The organism is Sphingomonas humi, assembly GCF_039536725.1.
GTDB lineage: Bacteria > Pseudomonadota > Alphaproteobacteria > Sphingomonadales > Sphingomonadaceae > Sphingomicrobium > Sphingomicrobium humi.
The window spans coordinates 991,477-1,008,582 of the sequence record NZ_BAAAZD010000002.1; the positions used below are offsets into that span (position 1 = coordinate 991,477).

At 63.5% G+C, this 17,106-nt stretch carries 12 protein-coding genes and 1 tRNA gene; 12 read left to right on the forward strand and 1 reads right to left on the reverse strand.

All coding sequences use genetic code 11. The features are described from left to right. The first annotated feature begins 47 nt into the window (after window positions 1–47). Together ABD729_RS12830 and ABD729_RS12835 are read left to right on the forward strand one after the other, a co-directional pair. The gene (locus ABD729_RS12830) at window positions 48–308 is read left to right on the forward strand and encodes a hypothetical protein (protein ID WP_344710870.1); all 261 of its coding nucleotides are present in this window, start codon (window positions 48–50) and stop codon (window positions 306–308) included. Then, window positions 309–1,685 carry an MFS transporter gene (locus ABD729_RS12835; protein ID WP_344710873.1) on the forward strand — a complete coding sequence of 459 codons (1,377 nt, stop codon included), beginning with the start codon at window positions 309–311 and terminating at the stop codon, window positions 1,683–1,685. It begins immediately after the preceding gene. A gap of 169 nt (window positions 1,686–1,854) precedes the next feature. Here the strand turns inward: ABD729_RS12835 and mutL are convergent, their stop codons facing one another. After that, entirely contained in the window at window positions 1,855–3,612 is a 1,758-nt protein-coding gene (gene mutL, locus ABD729_RS12840; RefSeq protein WP_344710875.1) for a DNA mismatch repair endonuclease MutL, read from the reverse strand. Window positions 3,613–3,724: 112 nt separating this feature from the next. Between mutL and ABD729_RS12845 the strand changes: the two genes are divergently transcribed. From ABD729_RS12845 to ABD729_RS12890, 10 genes are all read left to right on the forward strand, one after another. Next, on the forward strand, window positions 3,725–4,771 hold the full coding sequence (locus tag ABD729_RS12845) for a rod shape-determining protein (RefSeq protein WP_168069655.1): 1,047 nt from the start codon (window positions 3,725–3,727) through the stop codon (window positions 4,769–4,771). A gap of 15 nt (window positions 4,772–4,786) precedes the next feature. Further along, window positions 4,787–5,698, forward strand: a complete 912-nt coding sequence (gene mreC / locus ABD729_RS12850; protein WP_344710880.1) for a rod shape-determining protein MreC — start codon at window positions 4,787–4,789, stop codon at window positions 5,696–5,698. A 2-nt stretch (window positions 5,699–5,700) separates the two neighbouring features. Further along, window positions 5,701–6,222 carry a rod shape-determining protein MreD gene (gene mreD / locus ABD729_RS12855; protein WP_344710882.1) on the forward strand — a complete coding sequence of 174 codons (522 nt, stop codon included), beginning with the start codon at window positions 5,701–5,703 and terminating at the stop codon, window positions 6,220–6,222. Next, the gene (mrdA, locus tag ABD729_RS12860; protein ID WP_344710884.1) at window positions 6,219–8,108 is read left to right on the forward strand and encodes a penicillin-binding protein 2; all 1,890 of its coding nucleotides are present in this window, start codon (window positions 6,219–6,221) and stop codon (window positions 8,106–8,108) included. The genes mreD and mrdA overlap by 4 nt, the downstream gene beginning before the upstream one ends. Next, on the forward strand, window positions 8,105–9,220 hold the full coding sequence (gene rodA, locus ABD729_RS12865) for a rod shape-determining protein RodA (protein WP_344710886.1): 1,116 nt from the start codon (window positions 8,105–8,107) through the stop codon (window positions 9,218–9,220). Before mrdA ends, rodA begins: the two co-directional genes overlap by 4 nt. A 236-nt stretch (window positions 9,221–9,456) precedes the next feature. After that, a tRNA-Lys gene (locus ABD729_RS12870) sits at window positions 9,457–9,532 on the forward strand. Between the two features lie 208 nt (window positions 9,533–9,740). Then, on the forward strand, window positions 9,741–12,491 hold the full coding sequence (locus tag ABD729_RS12875) for a class I SAM-dependent DNA methyltransferase (RefSeq protein WP_344710888.1): 2,751 nt from the start codon (window positions 9,741–9,743) through the stop codon (window positions 12,489–12,491). After that, entirely contained in the window at window positions 12,488–13,672 is a 1,185-nt protein-coding gene (locus tag ABD729_RS12880) for a hypothetical protein (RefSeq protein WP_344710890.1), read from the forward strand. The genes ABD729_RS12875 and ABD729_RS12880 overlap by 4 nt, the downstream gene beginning before the upstream one ends. 86 nt (window positions 13,673–13,758) lie before the next feature. Next, complete coding sequence (locus ABD729_RS12885) at window positions 13,759–15,720, forward strand: DEAD/DEAH box helicase (protein WP_425564897.1); 1,962 nt, start codon at window positions 13,759–13,761, stop codon at window positions 15,718–15,720. Further along, window positions 15,713–16,894 carry a GIY-YIG nuclease family protein gene (locus ABD729_RS12890; RefSeq protein ID WP_344710894.1) on the forward strand — a complete coding sequence of 394 codons (1,182 nt, stop codon included), beginning with the start codon at window positions 15,713–15,715 and terminating at the stop codon, window positions 16,892–16,894. Before ABD729_RS12885 ends, ABD729_RS12890 begins: the two co-directional genes overlap by 8 nt. Window positions 16,895–17,106: the final 212 nt, after the last annotated feature.

Consider the following 17,106-nt stretch of genomic DNA (forward strand, 5'->3'; position numbering starts at 1 on the left):
CGAACCGTTCCCCGCGCATTGCACTTGCAAACCAACGGAGATGCCTGATGCCGGAAGGCGGCCATACCAGCCTCGTCGAGCGGATCGCCCGCGTATTGTGCGGATCGGCTCATAGCGCCAATGCCGAGGGCGCTGAGGTGTCGGCATCGGCGCATGTGGACCATCATTGGCCGAAGCACCGCAACCAGGCGCTCGCCGTTCTCAAGGCCATTCGTGAGACCGACGCTTCGGGCGCCAGCGTCGGCGATCCGGCGACCTGGACCCGCATGGTCGAAGCCAGCATCGCCGATGCCGAAGACGATGCCTAAGTGAAGGCCGGGGCGGCGCATCCACTCTGGACCCTCGCCGCCTGCATTCTCGCTTCCAGCCTGAGCTTCGTCGAGGGTTCGGTGCTGAATGTCGCTCTGCCGACGATCCGCGGCAGCTTCGACGCGGGCGCGAGCGACGTGCAGTGGGTGGTGAACGCCTATCTCCTGCCCTTGTCGGCTCTGCTCCTCCTCGGCGGCGCGCTCGGCGACCAGCATGGCCGCAAGCGACTGCTGCTGATCGGCACCGGCCTGTTCGCCGCCGCGTCCCTGCTTTGCGCGCTCGCGCCCGGGCTTGGATGGCTGCTGGTCGGCAGGATCCTGCAGGGCATCGGCGCCGCCTTGCTTCTCCCCAATAGCCTTGCCCTGCTGAACGCGACCTTCGAAGGCGAAGAACGTGGCCGCGCGATCGGCATCTGGGCGGCGTCCGGCGCCGCCGCGGCCGCTGTCGCGCCGCTGATCGGCGGCTGGCTGGTCGATCACGTCGGCTGGCCGGCGATCTTTTACATCAACCTGCCGCTGGCCGGCGGCGCGATCCTGATCGCGGAGCGCTTCGCCGCGGAAAGCCGCAACGAGGACGCCGCAAGGACCGATTTTCCCGGCGCCCTGCTTGCGACCCTCGGCCTGCTCGGCGTCACCTATGGCCTTACCCTGTGGTCTGTGCGCATGACCGTCGATCCGCTGATCCTTGCGCTTAGCCTTGGCGGCGCGGCGCTGCTGGGGTTGTTCCTGTGGGTCGAGGCGCGGCGCGGCGACAAGGCGATGATGCCGCTTTCGATGTTCACCAACCGCTGCTTTGCCGGCACCAACCTCCTCACCTTCCTCCTCTACGGCGCGTTCGGCGCGGTGATGCTGCTCCTGCCCTACGTGTTGATCGAGGCGGCCGGCTATTCGCCGCTCGAGGCCGGGCTCGCCATGACCCCCCTGGCGATCGTCATCGCGCTGGCTTCTCCGCTGATGGGCAAGCTTGCGGCCAGGATCGGCGGCCGGGTTCCGCTGACCGCCGGCCCGTTGGTCGTCGCGGCGGGGATGGCGCTTGCGACCCGGATCGACGCCACCGGAGGCTATGCCCTCACGGTTCTGCCGGCCGTGGTGGTCCTCGCGGCGGGGATGGCATTGGCCGTGGCGCCGCTCACCACCACCGTCCTGTCGGCGGTCGACCAGCGGCACGCGGGCACCGCCAGCGGCTTCAACAGCGCGGTGGCGCGGACCGGTGGGCTGATCGCCACGGCCTTGCTGGGCGCCGTGCTGATGTCCGAGGGCGAGGCGCTGGTCGGGGCGTTCCACACCGCGCTCCTGGTCGGTGCCGCCGTCAGTATCGCGGCAGGCGCGGCGGCCTTCTTCTCGATCGCGCCAACAAGAAAGGCCGCCGGAGCCTAGAAGCGCCGACGGCCTTTCCATTGTCTTGCTCGGTGAACCGAGCCGTTAGGCAACTACCTCAAAACTGGAGGCAGGGCTCACCGACTTGGGACAATGAGACATCTGACCACCTCCTTTCGCTTGTTGACGATGTCGGGAAAATGGCCCCGCCTCGCCTGATTTCAAGAGGTTAGCGGCGACCGAACAAGCGCTCGATATCGCCATGCGCAAGCTTCACCCAGGTCGGCCTGCCGTGGTTGCAATGGCCGCTGTGCGGGGTGACCTCCATCTCGCGCAGGAGGGCGTTCATTTCCTGCACCGACAGCACGCGGCCGGCGCGCACGCTGTGGTGGCAGGCGAAGGTCGCGGCGAGGAGGTCGAGGCGGCTCTTCAGCGCCTGCGGTCCGCCAAGCTCCGCGATCTCCGCCGCAAGGTCGCGGACCAGCGCTGCGGTGTCGAGCTGGCCGAGCGGCGCGGGCGTACCCCGGACAAGGATCGCCGAGGGTCCGAAGCGCTCGATATCGAGGCCGTAGTGGAGAAGCTCGGCGGCGGCTTCCTCGATGCGGTCGGCCTCTGGCTCGTCGAGCTCGACGACCTGCGGCAGGAGCAGGGCCTGGATCGCCACCCCCCCACCATCCGCGCCGCGCTTCAGCCGTTCGAGCACCAGCCGTTCGTGCGCCGCATGCTGGTCGACGATCACCAGCCCGTCCTCTGCTTCGGCGACTATGTAGGTACCGGCCACCTGCCCGCGCGCGACGCCGAGCGGGTGGTCGGTGACGGGGGCCGCGGCCGGTTCGGCGCGGGCCGCCGGAGCCGCGCTGAACAGCGCATGCGATTCGGACACGTAGGTCGCCGGGGCATAGGCTGCGGGTCGATAGCTGCCGCTCGCCGGTGGCACGAAGGCCTGCACATCCAGTTCACTGGTCCACCGGACCGGCGCTGCCGCCTGCACCCGCGCAGCGCTTCGATGCCCGGCTTGGTCGAGCGCCGAGCGCAGCCCGCCGACGATCAGACCGCGCACCCCCTGCGGGTCGGCGAAGCGGACTTCGGTCTTGGCCGGGTGGACGTTGATGTCGACCTCGCTCCCCGGCAGTTCGAGGAACAGGGCTACGATCGGCGAGCGGTCGCGGGCGATGAGGTCCTGGTAGGCGGCCCGAAGCGCCCCCACGAGCAGGCGGTCCTTCACCGGGCGACGGTTCACGAACAGATATTGCTGGTCGGCCGCGCCGCGGGTGAAGGTCGGCAGGCTGACTACGCCGCCAAGGCTTAGCTCGCCGCGGCGAAGGTCGATTGGAAGCCCGTTCTCGGCAAGACCTGGATCGAGCAATTCGGCGACCCGGATCGGAAGCGAGGCAGGCTGGACCGACAGCACCCGTCGCCCATCATGTTCGAGGGTGAAGGCGACGTCGGGCCGTGCCATCGCCAGCCGCCGCACCACATCGAGGCAGGCGGCATATTCCGCCCGGGGTGAGCGAAGAAACTTGCGCCGCGCCGGTACCCGGTCGAACAGGCCGTCGACCCTGACCCGCGTACCCGGTGGCAGCGCCGCTGGCCCCTCGCCTGCGCGGACGCCGTGATCGATCTCCAGCCGCCAGCCGTCAGCGCCCCGTTCGCGGCTTTCGAGGGTGAAGCGAGCGATGCTTGCGATCGACGGCAGGGCTTCGCCGCGGAAACCGAAGCTCACCACGGCCTCGATCCGCTCGTCGGGAAGCTTCGATGTCGCATGCCGTTCCACCGCTAGCGCCATGTCGGTGGGGCTCATGCCCGAGCCATCGTCGGTCACCTCGACCAGGGCCGTACCACCACCGGAAAGCCGGATACCGACTGTGCTGGCGCCCGCGTCGAGGCTGTTCTCGATAAGCTCCTTCAGCGCGCTCGCCGGGCGTTCCACGACCTCGCCCGCGGCGATACGATCGACCAGCGCCGAGGGCAGCCTTCTTATTGACATAAGGGAGGCTCTAGCCCAATCGCGGATGCCGAGCGAGACACTGTTCAATCCACCGATTAAACGGCTGTTACGCCGCTGGACTTAAACCCTTTTTTGCAAGAAGTGGGCGGGCATGTTCTGGACGCGCTGGTTCAAGTGGATGAGCCATGACATGGCGATCGATCTCGGGACGGCAAATACGCTCGTCTATGTGCGCGGACGCGGCATCGTCCTGAATGAGCCGTCGGTCGTCGCGATCGAGACCATCAACGGCGTCAAGAAGGTCAAGGCCGTCGGCGAAGACGCCAAGCTGATGATGGGCAAGACGCCCGATCAGATCGAGGCCATCCGCCCCTTACGCGACGGCGTGATTGCCGACATCGATGTCGCCGAGCAGATGATCAAGCACTTCATCCATAAGGTGCACGGTGGCGGAAAACTGCGCGCCCTGCGCTTTCCCGAGATCGTGATTTGCGTGCCGTCGGGCTCCACCAGCGTCGAGCGCCGCGCAATCCGCGATGCGGCCTCCAATGCCGGCGCAAGCCAGGTCTACCTGATCGAGGAGCCGATGGCCGCCGCGATCGGCGCCAATATGCCGGTGACCGAACCGGTCGGCTCGATGGTCGTCGACATTGGCGGCGGCACCACCGAAGTCGCCGTCCTGTCGCTGCGCGGCCTTGCCTACACCACCTCGGTGCGGGTCGGCGGCGACAAGATGGACGAAGCCATCTCGTCCTACGTCCGCCGCAACCACAACCTGCTGATCGGCGAAGCGACAGCCGAGCGCATCAAGCAGGAAGTCGGCATCGCCAAGCCTCCCGTCGATGGCATCGGCAAGACCGTGCACATCAAGGGCCGCGACCTCGTCAACGGCGTGCCCAAGGAAATCTCGATCAACCAGGGCCAGATTGCCGAAGCGCTTTCGGAGCCGGTCGGCACGATCGTCGAAGGCGTCCGCATCGCGCTCGAGAATACCGCGCCTGAACTGGCGGCCGACATCTGCGATCAGGGCATCGTCCTGACCGGCGGCGGCGCGCTGCTCCAGGGGCTGGACGAAGTGCTGCGCGACGAGACCGGGCTGCCGGTCACGGTCGCTGAGGATCCGCTCACCTGCGTTGCACTCGGCACCGGCCGCGCGCTCGAGGAAGAGCAGTTCCGCGGCGTGCTGCAGACCGCGTAAGCGGGAGGGGGATCTGTGGCGCCGCCGCTGAGCGCGCGCCCGGGCTGGTCCAGGCGAGCGCAATATGGCCTGTTCTTCAGCTTCCTGGCGGCCATCGCCGGGCTGCTGATCGGTCTTGCCCTGCTTGCGCTCAGCCTGGTCGCGCCGGGTGCCTACGCGGGCGTGCGGGGCGCGGCGCTGGACGTGACCGCACCCGTGACCGGAGCTTTCCGCAGCGTCACCGACACTGTCGGCGGCCTGTTCAGCGGCGCAGGCAATTACTGGGATGCCGCGCGGCAGAATGCGGACCTCCGCGAGGAGAATGGCAAGCTGCGCCGGCAGTCGATCCAGGCCCGCGCCATCTTCCAGGAAAACCAGCAGCTGAAAGCCGTGCTGGCGCTTCGCGAGAAAGATGTGGTCGCCGTCGCTACCGGCCGCATCGTTGGCTCCAGCCTCGAAAGCGAGCGCCGCTACGCGGTGATCACCGCCGGAAGCGGCGACGGGGTGCGCCTCGGCATGCCGGTGCGTAGTGCGCAGGGCTTGATTGGCCGAGTGGTCGATGTCGGCGCGCTTGCCAGCCGGGTCCTGCTGGTGTCCGACCGGGCAAACATCGTTCCCGCGAGGCTCTTGCGCGACGGGCAGCCGGTGATCGCGACCGGGCGCGGCGACGGTACGATCGACCTTCGCCCGCTCGAAGTCGGCCGCAATCCGTTCCGGCGCGGTGACTTGGTCGTTACCTCGGGCACCGGCGGCCTTTATCCGCCCAACGTGCCGCTCGCCATCGTCATCCGCCTCGACGACGATGGCGCGATCGCGCTGCCGCTGGCTGACCCGTCGAAGGTCAGCTTCGCTATTGTCGAGCGTCCCTATGAAGAGGCCGCGCTTCCGCAATCGGCGCAGCCCGCCGACGAGCAGGATCCCGCCGCACCGGCAAAGTCGGGCGACTAGGAATGGTTCGTTCCGCGCTTGGCCGTCCCAATGCCCTCGACCGGCGGCCCAAGCGGCTCGCCCGCGCGCTTCCCGCTTTGTCGGTGGCGGCCGCCTCGCTGCTCCCGCTGGTGCCGATCGTCGCCAAGGTGGGCTGGATGCCCGACACGGGCTTTCTCCTGCTTCTTGCATGGCGGCTGCTCCGCGGGGACGTCATCCCGGCCTGGTGGGCAGCGCCGCTGGGCCTCTGGAATGACCTCGTGCTGGGGCTTCCGATCGGGCTGTCGGTATCGACCTTCAGCGGCGCGATGATCCTCCTCGACCTGCTCGACCGGCGGACCATGTGGCGCGACTATTGGCTTGAGTGGCTGCTTGCCGCGGGCCTCATCACCGTTGCCGAGGTCGCACGCTGGCAGGTCGATGCGGGCACCGGCGCCTCCTACCCGCTCGGCAATCTCGTGCCGCCCATCGCCATTGCCATCCTTTCCTTTCCCATCGCGGCCTGGGCGGCCAGCCGGATCGATCGCTGGAGGCTGGGCCGGTGAGCCGCCTCAACAACGCCCGCGCCGACATCACCTTTTCGCGGCGGATGCTGGTCGTCGGCGGCGCGCAGATGGCCATCGCTGGCGTGCTGATCGGACGGATGGGCTGGCTCGCGGTCAAGGAGAATGAGAAGTATAATCTCCTCAGCGAGGACAACCGTGTCCAGCTGATCATCGTGCCGCCCCGCCGCGGCTGGATCGTCGACCGCGCCGGCAAGCCGATCGCGATCAACCGGTCCGACTTTCGCGTCGACCTCATTCCCGATCAGGTGAAGGACAAGGATCGCACGCTTGCGCTGCTGACCGAGCTGCTCGCGCTCGAACCCGACGAGGTCGACCGCATCACCCGCGAGCTTGCCACCGCGCGCACCTTCCAGCCGGTGCAGGTCGCCGAGAACGTGCCCTACGAGCGCTATGCGGCGATCACCGTTCGCCTGCCCGAGCTGCCGGGCGTCCAGGCCTCCCGCGGCTTCTCGCGTTACTATCCGACCGGGCCGGCGGTGGCGCACCTCGTCGGCTATGTCGGCACGCCGTCGGCCGAGGATTACAAGAAGAACCGCGATCCGCTGTTCCTCACGCCCGGGTTCAAGATCGGCAAGCAAGGCCTCGAAAAGGTGCTCGAGCCTTATCTTCGCGGGGTGCCCGGCGGGCAGCGGATCGAAGTCACGGCCGGCGGACGCCTGGTCAAGGAGCTCGATCCCAAGCCCGATCGCAGCGGACAGACGGTCCAGCTCACCATCGACGCCGGACTGCAGGAATTTGCCGCCCGCCGGATGGGCGAGGAATCGGGCGCGCTCGTCGCCCTCGACGTCGAGAGCGGCGACGTCCTTGCCTTTGTTTCCATGCCGGCCTTCGATCCCAACAGCTTTTCGAGCGGGATCGGCCGGACCGAATGGAAGATGCTGTCGGAAAACGACCATCTTCCGCTGCTCAACAAGGTCGCGCAGGGCCTCTATCCTTCGGGCTCGACGATCAAGCCGGCGATGGCGCTGGCCTTCCTCAAGCAGGGCGTCGATCCGCGGACCCGGATCAACTGCCCGGGCGGTATCCGGGTCGGCAACCGCTACTTCCGCTGCGACGCGGTGCACGGGTCGATGGACATGCATTCGGCGGTCGAGCGGAGCTGCAATACCTATTTCTGGGCGATGGGGCTGCGTACCGATCCCCAGCAGACGACCGAGATGGTCAATTACCTCGGCTACGGCCAGCAGTTCGACCTGCCGCTGACCACCCAACGCTTCGGGACGATGCCGAGCCCCGAGTGGCTGATGCGCAAGTACAAGCGCAAGTGGCAGGGCTTCGATTCCGCCAATACCTCGATCGGCCAAGGCTATGTGCTGGTGAACCCGCTGCAATTGGCGGTGATGCCGGCGCGGCTGGCGTCGGGCAAGCTGATCCAGCCACGACTGCTGATGGGCGGGCCGCGCAAGGAAGCGGCGCCGGTCGATGCCTCGCCCGAGCAGCTCGAGATCATCCGCAATGCCATGAGCGCCGTGGTCAACGGCCGCGGCACAGGGGTCGCCTCCAAATTGCCGCTCGACGGGGTGATGATGGCCGGGAAGACCGGGACCGCGCAGGTGTTCCGTCTGACCGAGCGCGGCGTTGCCAACAGCAACTGGAAGCTGCGCGACCATGCCCTGTTCATCGCCTTCGCGCCGGCCGACAAGCCGCGCTATGCGATCGGCTGCATCATCGAGCATGGCGGGTTCGGCGCCGCGTCGGCAGCCCCCATCGTTCGCGACACCATGACCTATCTGTTCGATCAGCAGAAAGCCTGGTCCATGCTCGAGCCGCTGGAGAAGAACTGGGGCGGGACGCTGGCCGAACGGACCAAGCGCACCGCCGACGCCATCCGCGCCGCCGCCGCCGCGGCAAAGGCCAGCCTATGATCCTCAGCGCGATCATCCCCCAGCCCCTCGCCCGCCTGCCGTGGCGGCTGATCTTCCTCGTCTGCGGGATCGGGCTGTTCGGGCTGCTCAACCTTTATTCCGCGGCCGGCGGCTCGATCGAGCCCTGGGCCCTGCGCCAGTTCGCGGCCTTGGTCCTGTTCCTGACGGTCGCGATCATTCTTTCCAAGGTGCGGGAGGAAACGGTCAAGCAGGTGACGATCCCGGTCTACGTCGCCATCGTCATCATGCTGGTGCTGACCGACATGCTGGGCTTCGTCGGCAAGGGCGCCCAGCGCTGGCTCGACCTCGGCTTCATCCGCCTGCAGCCGTCCGAGTTCATGAAGCCGGCCATCGCCCTGATGCTGGCCCGTTTCTACGACCTGCTGCCGACCGGCGAGATCAAGACCTTCCGCGCGGTCTGGCCGGCGGCGGCGCTGCTGGCTGTGCCGGCGGGGCTGATCATCCTGCAGCCCGACCTTGGCACCGGGCTGATGGTGGTGTTCGCAGGCATCAGCGTCATGTTCCTGGCCGGCATCTCGCTGCGCTGGTTCCTGATCCCGGGCGCGATCGTCGCGGGCGCGATCCCGATCATCTACGAATTCCTGCTCCACGGTTACCAGAAGAAGCGGGTCGACATCTTCCTCGATCCCGAGAGCGACCCGCTGGGCGCTGGCTATCACATCACGCAGAGCAAGATCGCGATCGGATCGGGCGGGTGGTTCGGCAAGGGCTTCCTGCAGGGCAGCCAGAGCCACCTGCAATATCTGCCCGAGGGCCATACCGACTTCGCCTTTGCCGCGCTGGTCGAGGAATGGGGAATGCTGGGCGGGACGATCGTCATCCTCGGCTGGTTCCTGGTGCTGCGCTGGAGCCTCAAGGTCGCGGCGAACGCGCAGACCCGGTTCGGACGGCTGAGCTGCGCCGGCCTCAACACGGTGCTGTTCAGCTATTTCGCGATCAACCTGCTGATGGTGATGGGGCTTGCCCCGGTCGTCGGCATCCCGCTGCCGATGATCAGCTATGGCGGGTCGGCGGTGATGACGGTGATGATCTGCCTGGGGCTGCTGATGAGCTTCGAGCGGCAGCAGCGGACCCGCCCGACGCTTGGCTGAGCGCACCGAAGTTGTCGAAGTTGACAGGGTACGAGGGGTTAGCGTGGGCCCTCCCCATCCCGGATCTTCCACGGCGACCGGCGATGTCAAAGAGCGACTTGGCGGGAAGGCTGTCAGACGAAATCCTACATTGCAAGTTCATGGCGCCAAACGCACTTGCCAAGCCTGCCCGGCCTAGCTAGAGGCCTCCCCGCGCCCCGCTTACACGAGCGGCCGAGCGCACTGCCTCACGGCATGGACGCATAGCTCAGTTGGTAGAGCAGCTGACTCTTAATCAGCGGGTCCTAGGTTCGAGCCCTAGTGCGTCCACCACTTTTTCAATAACTTAGCTGACGATTTTTGTGGTGCCTCGCAGAGGTTCGCGTTTCCGGGCAACGCTCTGGGCAACATGTCTGCAGTTAGTCCGCTCCGTAACAGCTCGCTACCCAGCCCCTTGCGTAAGCAGAACGCGAAATGGTGCGGAGAGTGTGGAGACATCACCACCTTGGCGGCGGAGGGAGCTGTGTCCTAAGGTCACGGCATGAACGCCGTTGAGATAGAAGAAGCCGTTTCTGCATTAGCCGGTCAGCCGTTCAAGCCGGCAGAGTTTCCGTTCGAATTTCTGGAGGCGTTCGGAAACAAGTCGACGACGATCAAACGTCTCCGCAACGGCACTTCGAACAAGTCGGACGTCGGCGGTGTCCTGCAGACTGGCAACATTCACATTGCGGTTGCTGCGCCTGGCGACGTTGCTCAAACACTTTCTGCACTGAAAGCCAGCCCAGCCACGGGCAAGGCGAAGGCCAAGTTCGTCCTTGCCACGGATGGCGAGACCTTCGAGGCGGAAGATCTGGAGTCAGGCGAGACGGTAGCCTGCACCTACACTGATTTTCCTGACCATTTCGGTTTCTTCCTCCCGCTGGCCGGCATCAGCACCGTTCGTCAGGTGCGCGAAAGCAGCTTCGATATTCGCGCTACCAGCCGCCTCAACCGACTTTACCGGACGTTGCTGGAAGACAATCCTGAGTGGGAAATGGCCGAGCGGCGGCCGGACATGAACCACTTCATGGCACGACTGATCTTCTGCTTCTTCGCCGAGGACACTGGTATCTTCCACCCGAGTCATTCCTTCGTCGGCACGGTCGAAAAGATGAGCGAACGGGACTCGTCGAATACGGATCAAGTGATCCACGAGCTATTCCGCGCGATGAACACCCGTAGGGAGCAGCACGAGGTTGAGGGCATCCGCAACTGGGCAAGGCACTTCCCCTACGTGAACGGCGGCCTCTTTTCCGGCAGCCTGCACGTGCCCCGCTTCAGCCGCATTGCCCGGTCGTATTTGCTGCACATCGGCTCGCTCGACTGGACGCGGATTAACCCCGACATCTTTGGCTCGATGATCCAGGCAGTCGCCGAGGACGATGAGCGTGGTAGCCTCGGCATGCACTACACTAGCGTGCCTAATATTCTTAAGGTTCTGAACCCGCTTTTCCTTGACGACCTGCGGGAAAAGCTAGTCGATGCCGGCGAGAATAGCCGGAAGCTCCTAAACCTTCGAAATCGCATGGCGCGCATACGCGTGTTCGATCCGGCCTGCGGTAGCGGCAACTTTTTGGTGATCGCATATAAGGAAATGCGGAAGGTCGAGGCGGAGATCAACCTCCGTCGGGGCGAGGCGGGCCGCGCGTCCGACATCCCGCTCACCAATTTTCGAGGCATCGAGCTGCGTGACTTCCCAGCTGAAGTCGCGCGGCTCGCGCTCATCATCACCGAGTATCAGGCCGACGTGCTCTACCGCGGACAGAAGCTCGCTCTCGCCGAGTTCCTGCCGCTGAACCAAGAGAACTGGATTACGTGCGGAAACGCCCTCCGCCTGGACTGGCTGAGCATTTGTCCGCCTACTGGGACCGGCGTGAAACTCGTTGGGGACGACCTGTTTCAGACCCCGCTCGATCAGGCGCAGATCGACTTCGCGAATGAAGGAGGCGAAACTTATATCTGCGGAAACCCGCCATATAAGGGTTTCACTTATCAGAATGCTGATCAGAAATCTGACTTAGCGCGACTACTCTCCTCCCGACTGAAATCTCACAAGTCGCTCGATTATATCGCCGGCTGGTTCGTCAAAGGCCGCGACTACTTAGAGGCCGAGCCCGGGAAGCTCGCATTCGTGACCACAAACTCTATTTGCCAAGGAGAGGTCGTCCCTAATCTATGGCCAGTGTTACTTGCTGGCGGTTTCAATATCCCGTTCGCCTACACGTCATTCAAATGGAAGAATCTCGCTAGTTACAATGCGGGAGTAACGGTCGCGATTGTTGGTTTATCGCGTGAGCGGCGCGGGTCGGCCTTGCTTTTTGAAGAGGAGGGCAATGGCGAGGCAAAGGCGCGTTCAGTCGATTCAATAAGCCCTTATCTGGTCCCGGGCGGCATGACGGTGGTGCAAGGAAACACGAAGCCGCCCATCGGACGAGCTCGCATGGTCTGGGGCAACAAGCCCACGGACGGGGGCCACCTTCTTCTAGACGACAGCGAACGGCGGGCGCTCCTTTCGGAACACCCGCTTGCGTCGAAGTATCTCCGACGTTTCCTTGGGTCCGCGGAGTTCATTCGAGGAACACAGCGCTACTGCCTCTGGATCCGTGACGAAGAAGCACACGAGGCTGCCGAAATCCCGTTCATCGCGACCCGGCTTGCTGCCGTCCGAGAATTTCGGGCATCGAGCATAGCCGCTGAGACACGCCCGGCAGCTGCCTTCCCTCATCGCTTTCGACAGGTCCAAGGCGTAGCAAGCACCCACAGCCTTCTAATTGCGAAGGTAAGTTCGGAAACCAGAGACTACCTGCCGATCGATCTGGAGCCGGGAACCACCATCGTTTCGGATAATGCCTTTGCGCTTTACGATGCCCCTCTCTGGAACATGGCACTGATCGCGTCGCGCCTGCACCTCGTTTGGATTGCGACCGTATGCGGCAAGTTGAAGACCGACTTTCGGTATTCCAACACGTTGGGCTGGAATACATTCCCAATCCCCACGCTTACGGAAAAGAACAAGGTGGACCTAACACGCTCCGCAGAGGAAATTCTGCTGGCACGCGAGGCCCATTACCCGGCCACAATCGCTGGTCTCTACACCCCCGATGCCATGCCGCCCGACCTGCGCCAGGCGCACGAGCGCAACGATGAGGTGCTGGAACGCATCTACATCGGCCGGCGCTTCAAAAATGACACCGAACGTCTAGAGAAGCTCTTCGAACTTTATACTAGGACGGCGAAAGCCAAGGCCGCATGAGCGCGCCGTCACGCCGGCCGGGCTGGGACAAACAGGCGGTGAACGCCATTGCTAAGGAGCAATATGGTGGTCTGGCCGCAATGTTCGCAGCGCACGGTTGGAACACCGATGGTCGCGTAATCAGTCAAATCGCGCCTACTAAAGTCAAAGACAACTATGGCAGCGTCGAGGCATTCGTCCTCGCTCACAGGGATGGAGCCTCAGAAAACCCAATCCTCGATCCGATGGCGGCCATTCGGAGCGATCCTCCTGAGGTCTGGCTGACAAGTCTCTACGGCTTCACTACCGAGAGCTGGGGGTTTTTCGGATTTACCGAGGAGCGAATGCGGACCGCATTCATCAACAAAAGCCGACCCGGTGCGCTAGTCGTAGTCTATGCGGCCGGCGGTGCGCCGGCCGAGCTGCGAGGGAAGGTTCTCGGCGTTCAGCAAATCTCTCACCGGACAGGCTTGAAGTGGGACTTCCTCGCCCCCGAACGCATGGACGCAGAGCGAGCCGATGCCGATCGTCGCGACAAATGGCTGTATGCGATCCAACTGCTCAGGGGATGGCGCGTGCCATTTGAGTGCCGCCCGAATGTTGAGCAATTTGCGCCTGAAACATACAAACACGCGAATGCCAGAGCGATCGGCTCAATGGGGCTTCGGCTGACTAAGGGCGAGGCTGAGGGCCTGCTCAACCTGACACTTATCGAGATACCTGTTTACGGCGGAGGAGCTGTGGAGATGCAGCTCCCTTCTGCGGCCTCCATCGTGCTGTCTCCGAGCCGTCCAGGCCCGGTTTCTCAGCGTCCCCACCTAACCCGGGAGGCGGAAGGGCCTAAGCATCTCTACATCCTCGGTCTCGATGGAAACGCAGATCATTTCCTCGGCTATCCCTCGGACCAAAAAGCGATCGTAAAAGTCGGTTTCTCGGTTAGTCCGCAAACTCGCTGCGACGCGCACAATGGCTCCCTTCCCGCTTGCGCATTCAAGTGGAGCGTCAGGTATTCTACTTACCTGAATAACCGGACACCATTCCCATCTTCACGGCATGCTCTCGCCGGCGAGGCAGCAATGAAGGATGCTCTCAGAGAGAGCGGGAAATCGCTGGGCGGCGAGTTTTTCTTGGCTGATCACCAAAGCATTGAGCGCGCTTGGATGCTGGGGCTCCGCGCTGCAGAAAGATGGACTGACGCATGACGATTGCAGGTAGCGTTCCCTCGGTTTCAGTCTCCTACGCCCGCAATGGCAATTCGACTAAGGCTAATGCGCTAGGCATGCGTCCCATGCAGGAGCGCGCCTACGAGAAACGCGGCGAGCAATATCTGTTGATCAAGTCTCCGCCCGCCTCAGGAAAAAGCCGGGCGCTTATGTTCATCGCGCTGGACAAGCTTGTGAACCAGGACATTAAGCAGGCCATCATTGTGGTCCCCGAGAAGGCGATCGGCTCAAGTTTCAACGACGAGCCACTGAGTCAGTTCGGCTTTTGGGCTGACTGGCGCGTGGAACCGCAGTGGAACCTGTGCAATGCGCCGGGCACTGACAACGGCGGCAAGGTCAATTCACTCGGGGCTTTCCTCGAAAGCTACGACAAGGTGCTGGTATGCACCCATGCCACATTCCGATTTGCGGTCGATCGCTTTGGCATAGAGGCCTTTGACGACCGCCTGATCGCCGTGGACGAGTTCCACCACGTCTCCGTAGGCGAGGACAATAAGCTTGGCCGGCATCTTGGCGAGTTCATCGCCCGCGACCGGGTGCACATCGTCGCCATGACCGGCTCCTACTTTCGCGGCGATGCAGAGGCCGTGCTTGCGCCTGAGGATGAGGCGCGATTCGATAGTGTGACCTACACCTATTACGAGCAGCTCAACGGCTACGAGCACCTCAAGCAGCTGGACATCGGCTACTTCTTTTATTCCGGTGCTTACGTCAACGACATTCTCGCGGTGCTCGACGCGGGCGCGAAGACCATCATCCATATCCCCAACGTCAATTCGCGCGAGAGCACGAAAGACAAGATCAGGGAAGTGGAGCACATCATCGAGGAGTTGGGCGACTGGCAGGGCACCGACGCCGCCACCGGCTTCCAGCTCGTCAGGACGCGGGATGGCCGCACCCTCCGCATCGCTGATCTTGTGGACGATGATGCGGCAAAGCGGGACCGTGTTTCGGCTGCGCTGAAGGACCCGACTCAGAAGAACAACCGCGATCATGTGGACATCATCATCGCATTGGGAATGGCCAAGGAGGGCTTCGACTGGATTTGGTGCGAACACGCGCTCACGGTGGGCTACAGGGCCAGCCTGACGGAGATTGTCCAGATCATCGGCCGGGCCACCCGCGATGCGCCCGGCAAGACCCGCGCTCGTTTCACCAACCTGATTGCGGAGCCTGACGCTTCAGAGGGTGCCGTTACCGAAGCGGTGAATGACACGCTCAAGGCTATCGCGGCCAGCCTGCTGATGGAGCAGGTGCTCGCGCCACGTTTCGAATTCAAGCCGAAGAACCCCGCGAACGCGGCGACGCCCGGGTTCGACTATGGGGCCGGCGGTTATGACGCCGACAAGTGCAATGTCGGCTTCCACGAAGAACGCGGCGTCTTCCAGATCGAGATCAAGGGGCTGGCCGAACCCAAGAGCCCAGAAGCAGCGCGCATCTGCCACGAGGATTTAAACGAGGTGATCGCAACCTTCGTCCAGGACAAGCCGTCGCTCGAGCGCGGCCTGTTCGACGAGGAACTCGTGCCCGAGGAGCTGACGCAGGTGCGCCTCGGCAAGATCATCAAAGACAAATATCCGGAATTGGGCGACGAGGATCAGGAAGCGGTGCGACAGCATGCAATCGCCGCGCTTAACCTGACTCAGCAGGCCGCGAGGATCGCCATTGGTGATGGTAACGAACCGAGCGCCAACACCGCCCTGATCGATGGCGTGCGCAAGTTCGCGATGGACGTGCGCCAGCTCGACATTGATCTGATCGGTCGGATCAACCCCTTTGGCGAAGCGTATGCCATCCTCGCCAAGACCATGAGCGAGGAGAGCCTCAAACAGGTTGCTGCAGCGATTGCCGCGAAGCGCACCAGCCTTTCGCCTCAGGAGGCGCTGGAGCTTGCAGACCGTGCTCGACGATTCATTCGCGAACGCGGCCGGCCGCCGTCGGTGACATCCGCTGACGCTTGGGAAAAGCGAATGGCGGAAGGTGCCGCAGCGTTCATGCGCTTCAGGAAAGAGGGGCGCTATGAGTAAGGGCCTCGACCTAGACGAACTGGCAGCCGAGCTTGCGGACTTTGACCAGCCGGACAAGAAAGCGATGCGCTCGCCGCGCGACGAGCGCATCATTGCAGGATTTGAGGAAATCCAGCGTTTCGTTGACGAGCACGGCCATGCCCCCCAGCATGGCGAGGAGCGCGACATCTTTGAACGGCTCTACGCTGTGCGGCTGGACAGGCTACGGGCGCTGGCAGATGCTCGAACCCTGCTGACGCCCTTGGACCATCAAGGCCTGCTTGCCGGCGCTACTGAGACCGTGCCTAATAGTGCTGAAGAACTCGACGTCGACGAATTAATGGCCGAACTCGAAGGCGCAATCGGACCGGCCGAAATCAGCGAGCTTCGCCACGTTCGATCGAGCGCCGAGAAGCAGGCAGCGGAAGAGATCGCCAACCGAGACCGGTGTGAAGACTTTGATCGCTTCAAGCCTCTGTTTGACCAGGTCCAGACCGACATCGAACACGGCGTCCGTCAGACGCGACCATTCGAACTGAAGGCAGAAATCACGCCCGGCACTTGGTTCATCGTTGGCGGTCAGAAGGCTTATGTCGCCGACGTTGGCGAGACGTTCACAAATGCACAGGGTCGAACCGACGCTCGCCTTCGCGTGATTTTCGACAATGGCACCGAGAGCAACATGCTGATGCGCTCTTTGCAACGCGCCTTGAACAAGGACGAAGCCGGCCGGCGCATTACCGATCCCATTGCCGGGCCACTATTTTCCGAGGAAAAGGAGGACGGTGATCAGGCCAGCGGGACGATTTATGTCCTTCGCAGTAAATCCGATCACCCGATCGTCGCTGCCAATCGCGATCTTGTGCATAAGATCGGAGTCACCAATCTGAAGGTAAGCCAACGCGTAGCCGGCGCGCGGCTTCAGCCAACCTTCCTCATGGCAGATGTCGAAGTCGTCGCGACCTACGAGCTATTCAACATCAACCGGAGCAGGTTGGAGGGATTGATCCACCGGGTCTTTGAAAGGGCCCGGCTGGACATCGAGATTGAGGACCGGTTCGGCCGGCCATGTCGGCCGCAGGAATGGTTTCTTCTGCCGCTTTTCATCGTCGATGAGGCTGTGGAACGGATAAAGGACGGGACGATCGGTGACTACCGCTACAACCCTCAGCACGCAGCGTTGGAGAAGGTTTAGGCCAGCTGACCGCCGCCCGCTCCCGAAATCACAGGTTCGAGTAGCCCTGACGTTGCCCCAAGACCTTAAGGTCCGATGCATACTCGGTAATTCCGGCTTATTTTAGCGACATTCGCCGCTCGGGTTTGCTGATTGATTCTCAGCGGCTGCTCCGTTCGTCGAATTCCGACCGGTCGATTCCGGCATTATCAAAGAGAACTTCGGCCATATGC

Bases quoted from the DNA above. Each gene is read 5' to 3' on its own strand.
- ABD729_RS12830 (WP_344710870.1), top strand. From the start codon at position 48: ATGCCGGAAGGCGGCCATACCAGCCTCGTCGAGCGGATCGCCCGCGTA.
- mutL (WP_344710875.1), bottom strand. From the start codon at position 3,612: ATGTCAATAAGAAGGCTGCCCTCGGCGCTGGTCGATCGTATCGCCGCG.
- ABD729_RS12845 (WP_168069655.1), top strand. From the start codon at position 3,725: ATGTTCTGGACGCGCTGGTTCAAGTGGATGAGCCATGACATGGCGATC.
- mreD (WP_344710882.1), top strand. From the start codon at position 5,701: ATGGTTCGTTCCGCGCTTGGCCGTCCCAATGCCCTCGACCGGCGGCCC.
- rodA (WP_344710886.1), top strand. From the start codon at position 8,105: ATGATCCTCAGCGCGATCATCCCCCAGCCCCTCGCCCGCCTGCCGTGG.
- ABD729_RS12875 (WP_344710888.1), top strand. From the start codon at position 9,741: ATGAACGCCGTTGAGATAGAAGAAGCCGTTTCTGCATTAGCCGGTCAG.
- ABD729_RS12880 (WP_344710890.1), top strand. From the start codon at position 12,488: ATGAGCGCGCCGTCACGCCGGCCGGGCTGGGACAAACAGGCGGTGAAC.
- ABD729_RS12885 (WP_425564897.1), top strand. From the start codon at position 13,759: ATGCAGGAGCGCGCCTACGAGAAACGCGGCGAGCAATATCTGTTGATC.
- ABD729_RS12890 (WP_344710894.1), top strand. From the start codon at position 15,713: ATGAGTAAGGGCCTCGACCTAGACGAACTGGCAGCCGAGCTTGCGGAC.